The sequence below is a fragment of the Mesorhizobium sp. CA14 genome (genome assembly GCF_020165195.1).
Classification (GTDB): Bacteria; Pseudomonadota; Alphaproteobacteria; order Rhizobiales; family Rhizobiaceae; genus Mesorhizobium.
In genome coordinates, this window is sequence record NZ_JAIUHR010000019.1 from 61870 (window position 1) to 76157 (window position 14288).

The following is a 14288-nucleotide window of genomic DNA, read 5'->3' on the forward strand; positions in this document are numbered from 1 at the left end:
GGCGCTGGACGTTGCGCCGCCCCGTTCGCAATATTACTCGGACTTGTCAACGCCGTCGAAACGGTGAATGCCGAGCGGGTCCATCTTGAAACCGGTGACATTGTTGCGAACGACCGCGTAGACCTGGCTGTGAGCCAGAAGGAATGCGGGCGCTTGCTTGGCGAAGATCACCTGCGCCTGCTCATAGAGCTTGGTGCGCTCGGCCTGGTCGCTGGTCTTCTTGGCCTTCTGGATCAGGTCTTCGAAGTCCTTGTCGCACCAGCTGGAGTAGTTCGAGACGCCGATGGCGGAGCAGGCGAAGAGCGTGGCGAAGAAGTTGTCCGGATCGCCGTTGTCGCCGGTCCAGCCAATCTGGAAGGCGCCTGGCCGATCCTTCTTCTTGCCTTCCTCACGATATTTCGTCCACTCGTAGTTGACGATGTTGGCCTTGACGCCGACCTTGGCCCAGTCGGCCTGGATCAGCTCGGCGGCGCGCTGGAAGTTCGGGTTGTAAGGACGGACGCGGTCGGAAGCCCAAAGCTGGATCTCCTTCAGCCCGGCATCGGCCAGCACTTTCTTGGCCGCTTCCGGATTGTAGGTGTCGGTCTTCACGTCCTTGTTCCACGACCACATGGTCGGCGGGATCAGGTTTTCGGCAGGCGTGGCGCCGGCATCCTGGAACAGCGACTTGATCAAAGCCTCCCGGTCGATGGCCTGGTTGAGCGCATGGCGCACTTCCGGCTTGTCGAGCGGCGGGATGGTGGTGTTGTAGCTCATATAGCCGATGTTAAGGCCGGCCTGGTCGAGCAGGGTAACGTCCTTGTTGGCCTTGATGGTGGCGATGTCGGCCGGATTCGGATAGGGAGCCACATCGCATTCGCCGGCCAGCACCTTCTGAATGCGGGCGGTCGCGTCAGGCGTGATGGCGAAGACGAGATCGTCGATCTTTTCCTTGCCCTTGAAGTAGTCGGGATTGGCCGCGTAGCGGATGACCGAATCCAGCTGGTAGTCGACGAACTGGAACGGACCGGTGCCGACCGGCTTGGTCGAGAAGTCGGCCATCTTGCCGTCCTTCTGGAGCTGGTCGGCATATTCCTTCGATACGATCGAAGCGAAATCCATGCCGAGATTGGCCAGCATCGGCGCGTTCGGCTCGGTCAGCGTCAGCTTGACGGTGAGGTCATCGACCTTCTCCCACTTGGCGACATATTTCGGCATGTCCATGCCGGTGTAATAGTCCCAGGTGAGGTTCGGCAGATACTTGTCGCCGTTCCACGGATTCTGCTTGTTGAACTGGCGATCGAAGGAGAAGACGACGTCATCGGCGTTGAGGTCGCGCGTCGGCTTGAAATAGTCGGTGGTCTGGAACTTCACGCCCGGATGCAGATGGAAAGTATAGACCAGGCCATCGTCGGAAATCTCCCACTTGTCGGCAAGACCGGGCTCGATCTCGGTGCCACCGTGCTTGAATTCGACCAGTCGCGAATAGACGGTGCGCGAAGACGCGTCGAAGTCGTTACCGCCGGTCGTCGTACCGGGATCGAAATTGGCCGGCGACGCTTCCGAGCAATAAACGAGCGTCTTGGCACTGGCCATGCCGCTGAGGACGCTTGCAGCCAGCAACGCGGCTGCAAAAGTCATTGTCTTTTTCATTGAGCACTCCCTGATGTTCTCTCAAGCCCCTCTATCAGGCTCGCGAAGGGCGCATATAAGCACCGTTTCTTCGCCTTTGGAACACCTCGTTTGCGTACCCCATGGGAAGCAGGAAAAGAATCTATTCTTTGCTCGGATCGCAGAAAAAACGAGTAGTTTTTTCTGCTCACGACATTGTTAACGATGGCAATTTTTTATTGATCGACCGCCTTTCGAAATGGCGGCGCGAGGCATGCCTGCCCGGGATCGCCCGCCGCCCAGGCACGATGCGGGAGGCGAGCAAAGCACAGATTTCGACGGCAAATCTTTCCCCGGATGCCGCAGGGGCAAGGCTTGCACGGTCGCCGATAGAGGCAATACATAGATGATGGGTGGGATTTCCCGGAAAATCCGCGACGGCGTGGAGGACGCTTCCCTGGAAGCGGGCGCCGAGATCGAAGGCGACAGGGAGAGACAGGTGGCAAAAGCAGCCAAGACGACAGCCCCGGCGAAAGCAAAGGCCAAGGCCGCCGCCGAAAGCGATGCGCCCAAGGCCGTGAAAGCGGCTGCCGCGCCAAAGAGGAAGACGGCTGCCAAGGCAGCGCCCACGAAGGCAGCCGCAAAGCCGGCCAGTGCCAAACCCGCGGCGGCAAAGACCAAGGCCGCAGCCGCGAAAGTGGACAGGCTAGCCACCGCCAGGCCTGCCTCGAAGGGCTTGCCGAAGGCGATCACCGAGCTCACCGTCGGCCTGCCGCAAAAGCCGTGGCTGAAAAGCTATCCGAAGAACATGCCGGCCGAGATCGGCGCCCTGCCCTACAAGTCCATCGGCGAGTTCCTCGTCGGCGCCTGCAAGCAATTCGCCAGGCGGCCGGCTTTCGTGTGCATGGGCAAGTCGATCACCTATGCCGAGGTCGAACGACTGTCGGCCGCGTTCGGCGCCTATCTGCAGGCGAGAGGTCTGGAGAAGGGCGCGCGCGTGGCGCTGATGATGCCGAACGTGCTGCAATATCCGGTGGCGATGATGGGCATATTGCGCGCCGGCTACACCGTGGTGAACGTCAACCCGCTCTACACGCCGCGCGAACTGGAACACCAGTTGAAGGATTCCGGCGCGCAGGCGATCGTCATCCTCGAAAACTTCGCCGGCACGCTGCAGGCGGTGATCGCCAGGACGCCAGTCAAGCACGTCATCGTTGCCGCCATGGGCGACATGCTGGGCGGACTTAAGGGCGCCATCGTCAACCTCGTGGTGCGGCGGGTGAAGAAGATGGTTCCGGCATGGTCGCTGCCCGGCCATGTCAAATTCAACGCCGTGCTCAAGACCGGATCGAGCATCGCCTTCAAGCCACCCACGATCTCCGGCGACGACATCGCCTTCCTGCAATATACGGGCGGCACCACCGGCGTCTCGAAGGGCGCTGTGCTGCTGCACCGCAACGTGCTGTCGAATGTCGCGCAAAATTCGCTGTGGGTGGAGGACGCCTATACGGTGAAGCCAAAGCCGGCGCATCTCAACTTCATCTGCGCGCTGCCGCTCTATCACATCTTCGCGCTGACGGTGAACGCGCTGATGGGCATGCAGCAGGGCGCGCAGAACGTGCTGATCCCCAACCCGCGCGACATCTCGGGCTTTGTCAAGGAATTGGCGAAATACCCGATGCACATCTTTCCCGGCCTCAACACGCTGTTCAACGCGCTGCTCAACAATGAGGATTTCCGCAAGCTGGACTTCAAGCCGCTGATCCTGACGCTGGGCGGTGGCATGGCGGTTCAGAAGGGCGTCGCCGAACGCTGGAAGGCGCTGACCGGCTGCCCGGTGAGCGAAGGCTACGGACTGTCCGAAACCTCGCCGGTGGCGACCGCCAACAAATTCAGTTCGGCCGATTTCACCGGCACGATCGGCCTGCCGCTGCCTTCGACAGAAATCGCCATCCGCGACGATGACGGCAACAACGTGCCGCTCGGCGAAATCGGCGAAATCTGCATTCGCGGCCCGCAGGTGATGGCCGGCTACTGGAACCGGCCCGACGAGACCGCCAAGGTGATGACCAAGGACGGCTTCTTCAAATCCGGCGACATGGGCCTCATGGACGAGCGCGGCTACACCAAGATCGTCGACCGCAAGAAGGACATGATCCTCGTCTCCGGTTTCAACGTCTACCCGAACGAATTGGAAGAGGTGGTGGCGCATCACCCCGGCGTGCTGGAAGTGGCGGCGATCGGCGTGCCGGACGAGCATTCGGGCGAGGTGCCTAAATTGTTCGTGGTCAAGAAGGACCCGGCGCTCACCGTCGAGACGCTGATGGTCTACTGCCGCGAGAACCTGACCGGCTACAAGCGGCCGAGATTTATCGAGTTCCGCACCGAGCTGCCGAAAACGCCAGTCGGCAAGATCCTGCGGCGCGCGCTGCGGGACCAGGCTTGAGCGATTATTCCGCCGGCAAGACGCGGGAGCGAGGCAAGCGGCTCGATCCGGCGGACTTCATCAAGGCGAACATGCGGCTGGTGCCGGTGCCGTCAGTGCCGGAGGTCCGGCTTTATCAGGCGCATCCCGGCAGCGGCCTGCGCCGGCTGCTCGAACCAGATGACGACAGTGGCGGGGTCGCGGCCGAGCCACAGCCGCCTTATTGGGCCTATGCCTGGGCCGGCGGCGCCGTGCTGGCGCGCTATGTCCTCGACAGGCCATCGATCGTTGCCGGCAAACGCGTGCTCGACCTCGGCGCCGGGTCCGGGTTGGTCGGCATCGCCGCGGCAAAAGCCGGGGCGCGCGCGGTGATCGCGGCGGAGATCGACGGCAACGGCGTGGTGGCGCTCCGCCTCAATGCGGAAGCTAACGGCGTCGCCATCGAGATACGCGACGAGGACGTCACCGACGGCCCGCCGCCGGCGGTCGACCTGGTGCTCGCTGGCGACGTTTTTTACGCACAGGATGTCGGACAGCGGATGATGCCGTTCCTCGATCGCTGCCTCACTGCCGGCATCGATGTGCTGGTCGGCGATCCCGGCCGCGCCTGGCTGCCCAGACTGCGGCTTTGCCTGCTCGGAGAATATCACGTGCCGGATGTCGGCGGAAACGGCGGCAGCGAGCCCAGGCCCAGCGCGGTGTTCGCCTTTGTCCCGACAAAGGGCGACTAAGGAGTCCAGCAATCGCCCCTCGCCGCATATCGGGCCACGGGTCATTCAGCACTTTCTTATTCATGGTTCCGAGAGCAAAGCTCGGAACAGGAACCAGCTAAACCCGTTTTACCAGTTCTAGCGGATAGAACGAAAAACGGAGAAGTCATGGAAATCCACGATACAAGTCACCGTCGATCGAAAATCGGCGGCCACACGATATTTCTGCGGGAAGCAGGGTCGCCCGATGCTCCCGTCCTTCTTTTGCCACATGGCTACCCGTGCTCGTCTTACCAGTTCAGACGCCTGATGCCTGGCCTGGCCGATCGCTGGCGAACAATAGCATTCGACTGGCCTGGATTTGGCTACAGTGACACACCGGACCTCGCGGAGTTCGACTATGATTTTAATGCCTATGCCAATGTTCTCGCTGACGTTGCCGATGCGCTACACCTAGAGCGTTATGCGCTCTGGCTTCACGATTACGGTTCTCAGATCGGCCTCCGTCACGCGATGGCGCATCCGGACAGGGTCGCGGGCCTAGTCATCCAGAACGGTGACATCTACGAGGACGTACTCGGGCCGAAATACGACACGATCAAAGCTTGGTGGGCGGACAAATCGGCGGAGAGGCACCGTCCGCTCGAGGAGGCGGCCAGCGAGGAGGGATTCCGCAAGGAGTTCATCGGCGAGGTCTCGGAAGAAGTCGCCAACCGCGTCCCTCCCGATCTGTGGAAGCTGCATTGGCCGCTGATGAACACACCGATCCGGAAAGCGGTGTCGGTCCGGCTGATGGAAAGGCTCGAGCAGAACGTCGAATGGTTCCCGCGATACCAATCCTATCTGCGCGAGCACCGACCGCCGACGCTGATCGTCTGGGGGCCGCAGGACGGCTACATGCCCGAGCAGTCGGCGCTCGCCTATCGACGCGATCTCCCGGATGCTGAACTCCACATCCTCGATGATGCCGGGCATTGGCTGTTGGAAACGCATTTCGAGGAAGCCCTGCGGCTGGTGCGCGACTTCCTCTCGCGAGCGCTGCCGTAAGCACGGTGCTCCGCGAACCCAGAACCTAAGGAGACAAACATGGCGACGAAACCAACCATCGCACGCATCTGGCGCGGCCGCACCCGCCGCGACGTCGCGAACAGCTACGAGCCTTATTTGAAGGCAGAAGGCATTCCTCCGCTTCAGCAGGTTGCGCTCGGCGTCCAGCTCTTTCGCGAGGACCGGGAAGACGAGACCTGGTTCACGACAATCTCCTACTGGCCCGACATCGAGGCGATGACCGCTTTCACCAAGGGCGACCCGATCAAAGTCCATCATCTCGATCGCGACGCCGAATTTCTGATCGAACTGCCCGAGCGCATCGAGATTCACCGCATCCTCGTCGACGATCAGGATCTGCGCTGAGGTCGCCGCCATGAGCAACCTCGCCCTATTCGGCCTTATGGCGCTGATCTGGGGGCTGACCTGGGCGGCCGTCAAGATCGGCCTGGATGCGGGCGTCCCCCCGATTCTTCTGGCTGGACTGCGTTATCTGCTGACTGCGGGAATCCTGGCATTTTGGACACAGGGAGCCCTATGGGCCTTCGCGGATGGCCGGTCGATGCGAGTCATCATATCGGCCCTGCTGACGAATGCCGGAACCTATGGACTGCTGTTCTGGGGAATGCAAACGGTCCCGTCCGGCCTGTCCGGCTTGGTCAATTTAGCGTTGGTTCCGGTGCTTCTGTTTGGCTTGGCGGTCCTGCTCGGAGAAGAGCGGCCTACCTGGCGCCACGGCCTGGCGCTGGCGCTCGGCTGCACGGGTCTCGTTGGCCTCTTCTGGACGCGCCTTGTCGAGCAGGAATCCGGAAACGGATTGGGAATTGCCGCTATCGTGGCCGGCACGGCGTGCTATTGCGCGGGGAGCGTTATTGCGCGGCCGCTGATCGGCCCGATCAAGCCCCTGACGCTCACTGCGATCCACGCCATTCTCGGTGGCGCGGCGCTGATCGTCGTCTCGTTTCTTTTGGGCGAGGTTTCGGCGACGCTGCCAGGAAGGATCGATGTCGCTCCGGCTGCGGCTAGCCTGTTGTTCCTATCCCTCCTCGGAACCATCGTAGCCTACACGATCTATCTGCGCCTGCTTGAACGATGGGGCACCGCCCGCGCCGGGCTCTATGCCTTCATCTCGCCCATCGTTGCCCTGGCCGTGGGCGTTTGGCTCTTCGGCGAAAAGGTCGAAGCGGCCGAGATTGGCGGCGCCGCGCTGTTGCTGGTAGCGGCAGGATTGGCGTTGTTTGGACGCAACAGCGCCAACCCGGCGAGGAAATGAAGGCCGTCGCCGATGTCATTTCCCCATCGTATCGCCGGCAACCTGGCGCTTGACCTCGCCAACACGATCAGTCGGCGGGGCACCGAGCGGGAGGTCGACCATCTCGCGACGGCGGCGGACATTCTGGCATGGTCGAGGCAAAGCGGCCTGATCGACGATGATTTCGCCCTTCCTTCGGCCGACCACAAGGCTCTGGTCAAAGACGTTCTCGCCCTTCGCCGCGCTGTAAACGACGCCGGCTCGGCAATCGCTCACGGCGGCGAACCTCCTGCTGCCGCGCTCGACACCATTCGAAAATACGCAGCCGAGGCACTCAGAACCGCCGCGCTCGCTGGATTGCCGGTGTCGTTGCATTTTCGAGGTGCCAACCGCATCACCGGGGCAATCGCGTGGTCGGCCCTCGATTTGCTTCGCGGCGACGAATTATTGCGTCTCAAACAATGCCCGCCGCACGACTGCCGCTGGCTTTTCATAGATCGCACGAAAAACGGTTCGCGACGATGGTGCGAGATGAACAGCTGCGGCAATCGGGCCAAGAAGCAGTCGCATCGGAGAATGCCGGATTGAGGCGTTTCCTGAGACCGCGACCGGTCTAACCAGCCGGCACGTTCACCCGTGCGGCAAGGAAATCCGGCAGGTCGGCGACCGAGTCCAGAACGACGTCCGCCATCGGCGCCAGCGAATCGCGCGTGCCGGTTCCGGAGAGCACGCCCACCGCCAGGCCACAGCCGCCGGCGCGCGCCATCTCCAGGTCATGGCGGTTGTCGCCGACCATGGCTATCTCACTCGCCTTCAATCCGGTCAGGTCGCAGAAAGCGACGACCGTGTCGGGCGCCGGCTTGGAGTTGGCCACGGCGTCGTATCCGAAGGCGGCATCGAAGAGCTGCGCGATGCCGAGCGTAGCGAGCGTCTTTTCGGCGCCGCTGGTGGAATCGTTGGTGGCGACGCCCATCCGGTAGGACCGGTTATGCAAGGTCCGCAACGAGTCGACTACGCCCGGCAGCGCGACCGCCATGGCCGACCCTTGCGCCGAAGTGATCTCGTTGAAGCGGGAAACGGCGTGCAGTTGATCCTCGTCGGACAGACGCGGGAACCAGAGCTCGACGACGTCCATGTTCGAACCGGAGGCGAAGATCGAATCCGGCTTGAAGCGTTTCGTGACGAAGTCGAAGCCGGCGGCGGCAAGCAGCCGGTCGGCTTTCCAGCGGTCGCCCTCGGCGGCGTCCATCGCCATGAAGTCGGCTATGCCGAGCCAGGTTGCGTTGAAGTCGACAAGCGTGCCGTCCTTGTCGAACAATATTCCCTTGATATCCGCCAATCCGTTTACTCCACGCCGCGCAGTTGGTGGATATGAGCCACCAGTCCGGCAGTCGAGGCGTCGCGTTTTGCGGCAGTCTCCTTGCCTTCAACGACAGGCAGCAGGCCCGTCGCCAGTTCCTTGCCGAGTTCGACGCCCCATTGGTCGAAGGAATTGATGTTGAACAGCGTGCCTTCGACGAAGACGCGATGCTCATAGAGCGCGATGATTCGGCCCAATGTGCGCGGATCGAGCTTGCGGTAGAGAATGGTGAGCGACGGGCGGTTGCCGGAGAAGACACGATGCGGCGCGATGCGGTCGACATCGGCCGGCTTCATGCCCTTGGCCAGCATCTGCGCGCGCGCCTCTTCCAGTGTGCGGCCCTTCATGAAGGCCTCCGACTGCGCCAGGCAGTTGGCGAGCAAGAGATCATGCTGGTGTTTCAGCTCGGGCTCATGACCTATCGCCGCGGCGAGGAACTCGACGGGAATGAAGTCGGTGCCCTGATGCAACAGCTGGAAGAAGGCATGCTGGCCGTTGGTGCCGGGCTCGCCCCAGACCAGCGGGCCGGTCGGCGTGGCGGCCGCGGCGCCGTCCAGCGTGACGCTCTTGCCGTTCGATTCCATATCGAGCTGCTGCAGATAGGCCGGCAGGCGCGACAGGCGCTGGTCGTAAGGGATGACGGCGCGGGCCGGATAATTGCAGACGACGCGATGCCACCAGCCGATCAGCCCCAGAAGCGCCGGAAGGTTCTTCTGCATCGGCGCCGAGCGGAAATGCTCGTCCATCTCATGCGCGCCGTCGAGGAAGGCGCGGAAGTTGCGCGAGCCGACGGAAATCATAACCGGCAGGCCGATGGCGCTCCAGACCGAATAGCGGCCGCCGACCCAGTCCCAGAAGCCGAAGACACGGTCCTGCTCGATGCCGAACTTCGCGACCAGGTCGAGGGCGGTCGAGACGGCGGCGAAATGCTTGCCGACCGCTTCCTTGCCCAACGCCTTCTGAACCCAATCGCGCGCGGTCTGCGCATTCGTCATCGTCTCGACGGTCGTGAAGGTCTTGGAGGCAATGATGAACAGGGTCGTCTCAGCAGACAAACCCTTCAGCGTGTCATGGATATGGGCGCCGTCGACATTGGAGACGAAATGCGCGCGCGGCCCGTCATGATAGGGCGCGAGCGCCAGCGTCACCATCGCCGGGCCGAGGTCCGAGCCGCCGATGCCGATGTTGACGATGTCGGTGATCTTCTTGCCGGTGGCGCCGGCGGCCTTGCCGGAGCGGACGGCGTCGGCGAAGGCGCCCATGGCGTCGAGCACGGCGATCACATCGGCTTTCGTGTCCTGGCCGTCGACGATCACGCTCTTGCCGGTCAGGTTGCGCAGCGCGGTGTGCAGTACGGCGCGGTTCTCGGTGATGTTGATCTTCTTGCCTTCGAACATGGCGGCGCGGCGTCCCGCGAGATCGGCCGCATCCGCGAGCTTCTCCAGCATCGTCATCGTATCTGCGTCGACGGCACATTTCGACCAGTCGAGCAAAAGGTCGGCATCGGTGGCTGAGAATGTCTCGAAGCGCTTGGGATCGGCGGCGAAAGCCTCGCGCATCGAGCCCTTGGCCGCCGCGCGCTGATCGCGCAAGGCGGCAAGTTGCTTGTCGAAGGATGACTGGTCCACTGGCAGGCTCCTGGCGGGTTTTTAGACCATTTTAACAGGCCGGATGTTTCCGGCGCATGTCGGCGCGTCATTCTATTGAGCCGATTTCCATTTCGTTCAAGCGCGGCTTTGCCGCACTGCATCACGCTTTGATGAGGGGTGGTGTTGGATGGTGAGTGCGGGAATTTTGTTGCGGAGGGCGCTGGGCGGAGGGCGACGATGCTGTCGCATCGCGCCTTGGACAGTGCCGCGACGATGCTGCGCATCGCGCTTGGATGCTGCGTATCGCGCCTTAAACGCGCGGCGACGACGCTTCGCGTCGCGCTTGATAGATCACTGGCATAAATCCCAGCGATCAGAAAAATTGATTGGCGCAACCCCTTATGCCACCCATACACTCCACTGGTCCAGCCAAGTGAAAACAGCTGGCCGTCCGAGGAAGATTTCCCATGCCACAGCGCAATGACACGGCCATATGGTCCGGCCTGTTCCGGATTTCGGCTGAATCCGGCCAAACCCTCCAGGCGCAGATCCGCCAAGCGATCGTCGCGGCCATTCTCGACCGACAGATCGCCGCCTCGATGCCGCTCCCGTCATGCCGAATTCTCGCGGAAAAACTCGGGGTTGCCCGCGGCACGGTGGTGCTCGCCTTCCAGCAGCTGGTCGACCAGGGCTTCCTGGTGGCGCGCGAGCGGCGCGGCCATTTTGTCAATCCGGACGTTCTGGCCACCCCCGCCAAGCCGCACCAGAAGGCGCCCGACCAGCAGAACGAGATCGACTGGAAGGCGCGCCGGCAGATCGCCGCAAGCGACATGCCGCCGCCGGCCAAGCACGACAACTGGATCAAGTCCTCCTACCCGTTCGTCTACGGCCAGTTCGACCCGGCGCTGTTTCCGACCGCCGAATGGCGCGAGTGCAACCGCATGGCGCTGGCAGTGCTCGAGATCCGCAACTGGGCATCCGACATGGTGGACCGCGACGATCCGCTGCTGATCGAGCAGATCCAGGCCAGGCTCCTGCCGCGACGCGGCATCTTCGCCAATCCGGACGAGATCATCGTGACGCTGGGCGCGCAGAACGCGCTTTATATGCTCGCCACGCTGCTGATGACCAAGGGCTCGAAAGTGGCGATGGAAGATCCCGGTTATCCCGATGCCCGCTCGATCTTCCGGCTGGCCGGCGCCGATATCCAGCCGGTTCCGGTCGACCAGTCGGGCATCGTGACCTCGTCGATCCCCAGCGATTCCGGCTTCGTCTTCGTCACGCCGAGCCACCACTGCCCGACCATGGTGCCCTTGTCGGCGGAGCGGCGGCAGGATCTTCTGGCGCGCGCCAACCGCAACAACCAGATCATCATCGAGGACGGCTATGACAGCCAGCTGCTGGACGAGGCGCCGCAGCAGGCGCTGAAGAGCCTCGACCGCTCGGGCCGCGTCATCTATGTCGGCTCGATGTCGAAGACGCTGGCTCCCGGCTTGCGGCTCGGCTACATCGTCGCCTCGGCCGGGCTGATCGCCGAGCTTCGCGCGCTGCGCCGCTTCATGCTGAGGCACCCGCCGGCGAACAACCAGCGCGCCGTTGCGCTGTTCCTGTCGCTCGGCCACCACGAGGCGCTGGTGCGCAGGCTTTCCGCCGCATTTGACGAGCGGCGCAAGCGTCTGGTCCATGCGATTTCCGCTTTCCTGCCAGAGTGGCGCTCGACCGACTCGGCGGGCGGCACATCGCTCTGGCTGGAAGGGCCGCGGGGTACGGATTCACGCGGCCTGGCGGAAGCCGCCGCGTCGCGCAGCGTCATCATCGAACCCGGCGACCGGTTCTTCGACCGCAGCGAAAAGCCCTCTCGTTTCATGCGCTTGGGCATCTCCTCGATCTCGCTGCAGCATATCGAGCCAGGCATCCGCGAACTTGCCACCGCCGCCGGCCGCAGGCCCGCGGCCGCCTGATCGCCACAGATCTCCTGAACAAGAGCCGGCGCCGCGCCGGCTCTTTCTGTTTGGGCGCATATTTGCCGCTTTAGCATTCTGGCATATTCGACGGGATTGCTTGGCCCATAGGCTGTGCCAATGCCGGCGGCATAGTCGGAGCCAGAAGGGGACGAGGCAGGCCGATGGTGGACCAACCGCCGCGCTCGCCTCGCAGATAAAGACAAAAGGTGGAGTGCTTCCATGTCAGTGGCTCTCGAGAAGCAGGAATCGTCGTCGGACCAGCGTTCGCGGCGTTCCGGCGGGCGCGAAGCGCGCCGCGCGATGCGGGCGGCGCCCTTGGCCGACGACATCCGTCCGGTGCGGCCGGGGCTTGAAGGCGGCAGCTATGGCCCATTGAGCCAGAACGACAAGGAACGCGTCCACGAAGCGGTGCTGACGCTCCTGGAGACGGTCGGCTTCGCCAATGCCATCCCGTCCTGCATCGAAGCGCTGACCCGGGTCGGCGCCACCTATGGCGACGACGGCCGCGTCCGGCTGCCGCGCGCCTTGGTGCTGGATACCATCAGACAAGCCGCGCGCAACTTCACGCTCTACGGCCAGGATCCGAAGCACGACATGCTGATCCAGGGCAAACGCGTGCACTACGGCACGGCGGGCGCGGCGGTGCATCTGGTCGATGTCGAGAAGCGCGAATATCGCGAATCGCTGCTGCAGGATCTCTACGACGCCGCCCGTCTCGTCGACGGGCTGGACAACATCCATTTCTTCCAGCGCACCATGGTGCCGCGCGACATTCCAGACCCGCTCGATATGGACTTCAACACGCTCTATGCCTGCGTGATGGGGACATCCAAGCATGTCGGCACCTCGTTCACCGTGCGCGAGAACGTCAAGCCGGCGCTGGAAATGCTCTATGCGATCGCCGGCGGCGAGGAGAATTTCCGGGCGCGGCCGTTCGTGTCGAACTCGAACTGCTTCGTCGTGCCGCCGATGAAGTTCGCCGAGGACGCCTGCGGCGTGCTGGAGGCCTGCGTCGAAGGCGGCATTCCGATCCTGCTGCTCTCCGCCGGCCAGGCGGGCGCCACGGCACCTGCCGCGATTGCCGGCGCCGTCGTGCAGGCGGTGGCGGAAGTGCTGATGGGCCTGGTCTATGTCAATGCCATCAAGCCTGGACATCCTGCGATCTTCGGCACCTGGCCGTTCGTTTCCGACCTCAGGACCGGCGCCATGTCGGGCGGCTCGCCGGAGCAAGCAATGCTGACCGCGGCCTGCGCGCAGATGGCGCAATATTACGACCTGCCCGGCGGCTCGGCTGCCGGCATGTCGGACTCGAAGCTGCCCGACATCCAGGCCGGCTACGAGAAGGGCATCACCAATGTGATGGCGGGTCTCTCCGGCCTCAATCTCGTTTATGAATCGGCGGGCATGCATGCCTCGCTGCTCGGCTTCTGCCTTGAAAGCCTGATCATCGACAACGACATGCTCGGCCACTGCCTGCGCTGCGTGCGCGGCATCGAAGTGACCGACGACGCGCTGTCGATCGACACGATCGCCGAGGTCTGCCTCAAGGGTCCCGGCCATTATCTCGGCAACGATCAGACACTGAAGCTGATGCAGACGGAATATTTCTATCCCGCCGTCGGCGACCGTTTCTCGCCCAAGGAATGGAACGAAAAGGGCCGGCCCGACATCCTGTCGCGGGCGATCGCGGAGAAGAAGCGCGTGCTTGCCGAGCGTTTCCCGCGCCACGTCTCGCGCCTGCTCGACGACAAATTGCGCGCCCGCTTCGGCGAGATGATCAAATTGCCGCGCAACAAGATGGGCGGCTAATATTCAGGTGAGGCCGGCCTGCAAACGATGCCTTCCTGTGCTTCCGGTGCTCACGTACTTTAAGTACGCTCCGCTCCGGTTCTCGGAAGGCATCGTTTGCAGGCCGGCCTCACCTGAATTATCAACGCATACCATCCAGCGGTTCACTCCACACTCAGTCCGTATCGCTCAACCACCGCTGGGTTGATCAGCTTGGCGTGCAGCGTCATCAGCACGATCTGCGCATCGAAACTGTCGCCCGCCTCAAGCGCCGCCTCGATGCGGCGCTCGACCTCCAAGGTCGGCTCGCGGCCGTTGGCCTGCTCGAACACCTGTGGCCCGGCGACGCAATAGCCGCAGAGCTGCGCCACGGATTGATAGGCGCCTGCCGGCGGCTCATCCGGCCAGCGGTCGTTCATCAGATTGACGATGGTAAGCTTCACACCCTCGGGCACCAGGGCCGGATGCAGGTCGGCCGCACGCAACGCGTCGTCGAGCTGGCGCAGATCGCCGGAGCGGCCGAACATGCCGAGAAAGCCGAGGGAAGAACGCCGTTTCGCCAC

At 63.1% G+C, this 14288-nt stretch carries 12 protein-coding genes; 8 read left to right on the forward strand and 4 right to left on the reverse strand.

Annotated elements, in window-relative coordinates; all coding sequences use genetic code 11:
* Positions 1-33 precede the first annotated feature (33 nt).
* Positions 34-1632 (reverse strand): ABC transporter substrate-binding protein, encoded by a 1599-nt coding sequence (locus tag LB565_RS19525; protein WP_224514240.1) that lies wholly within the window; start codon positions 1630-1632, stop codon positions 34-36.
* Between the two features lie 457 nt (positions 1633-2089).
* Here LB565_RS19525 and LB565_RS19530 point away from each other — a divergent pair, with 457 nt between their 5' ends.
* The 6 genes from LB565_RS19530 (at position 2090) to LB565_RS19555 (ending at position 7612) form a co-directional block, all read left to right on the forward strand.
* Positions 2090-4036 carry a long-chain fatty acid--CoA ligase gene (locus LB565_RS19530; protein ID WP_224586866.1) on the forward strand — a complete coding sequence of 649 codons (1947 nt, stop codon included), beginning with the start codon at positions 2090-2092 and terminating at the stop codon, positions 4034-4036.
* 71 nt (positions 4037-4107) lie between these two features.
* Entirely contained in the window at positions 4108-4746 is a 639-nt protein-coding gene (locus LB565_RS19535) for a class I SAM-dependent methyltransferase (protein ID WP_411970673.1), read from the forward strand.
* Between the two features lie 147 nt (positions 4747-4893).
* Positions 4894-5772 (forward strand): alpha/beta fold hydrolase, encoded by an 879-nt coding sequence (locus tag LB565_RS19540; RefSeq protein ID WP_224586793.1) that lies wholly within the window; start codon positions 4894-4896, stop codon positions 5770-5772.
* Positions 5773-5811: 39 nt separating this feature from the next.
* A complete protein-coding gene (locus LB565_RS19545; RefSeq protein ID WP_224586794.1) occupies positions 5812-6138 on the forward strand; it encodes an antibiotic biosynthesis monooxygenase family protein in 327 nt (108 codons plus the stop codon).
* Positions 6139-6148: 10 nt separating this feature from the next.
* Positions 6149-7045, forward strand: a complete 897-nt coding sequence (locus tag LB565_RS19550; RefSeq protein ID WP_224586796.1) for a DMT family transporter — start codon at positions 6149-6151, stop codon at positions 7043-7045.
* A 12-nt stretch (positions 7046-7057) separates the two neighbouring features.
* Positions 7058-7612 carry a CGNR zinc finger domain-containing protein gene (locus tag LB565_RS19555; protein ID WP_224586799.1) on the forward strand — a complete coding sequence of 185 codons (555 nt, stop codon included), beginning with the start codon at positions 7058-7060 and terminating at the stop codon, positions 7610-7612.
* A 25-nt stretch (positions 7613-7637) separates the two neighbouring features.
* On the opposite strand, the gene LB565_RS19560 is transcribed toward LB565_RS19555, so the two are convergent.
* Both LB565_RS19560 and pgi read right to left on the reverse strand, forming a co-directional pair.
* Positions 7638-8363 (reverse strand): HAD family hydrolase, encoded by a 726-nt coding sequence (locus tag LB565_RS19560; protein WP_224586801.1) that lies wholly within the window; start codon positions 8361-8363, stop codon positions 7638-7640.
* A 5-nt stretch (positions 8364-8368) separates the two neighbouring features.
* Positions 8369-10012 carry a glucose-6-phosphate isomerase gene (pgi, locus tag LB565_RS19565; protein WP_318012174.1) on the reverse strand — a complete coding sequence of 548 codons (1644 nt, stop codon included), beginning with the start codon at positions 10010-10012 and terminating at the stop codon, positions 8369-8371.
* Between the two features lie 428 nt (positions 10013-10440).
* Here pgi and LB565_RS19570 point away from each other — a divergent pair, with 428 nt between their 5' ends.
* Both LB565_RS19570 and LB565_RS19575 read left to right on the forward strand, forming a co-directional pair.
* Positions 10441-11934, forward strand: a complete 1494-nt coding sequence (locus LB565_RS19570) for a PLP-dependent aminotransferase family protein (protein ID WP_140815004.1) — start codon at positions 10441-10443, stop codon at positions 11932-11934.
* A gap of 222 nt (positions 11935-12156) precedes the next feature.
* Positions 12157-13746: a trimethylamine methyltransferase family protein gene (locus tag LB565_RS19575; protein WP_224586803.1), complete on the forward strand. Its 1590-nt coding sequence runs from the start codon at positions 12157-12159 to the stop codon at positions 13744-13746.
* A gap of 143 nt (positions 13747-13889) precedes the next feature.
* Here the strand turns inward: LB565_RS19575 and LB565_RS19580 are convergent, their stop codons facing one another.
* On the reverse strand, positions 13890-14288 hold the full coding sequence (locus LB565_RS19580) for a hypothetical protein (RefSeq protein WP_224586805.1): 399 nt from the start codon (positions 14286-14288) through the stop codon (positions 13890-13892).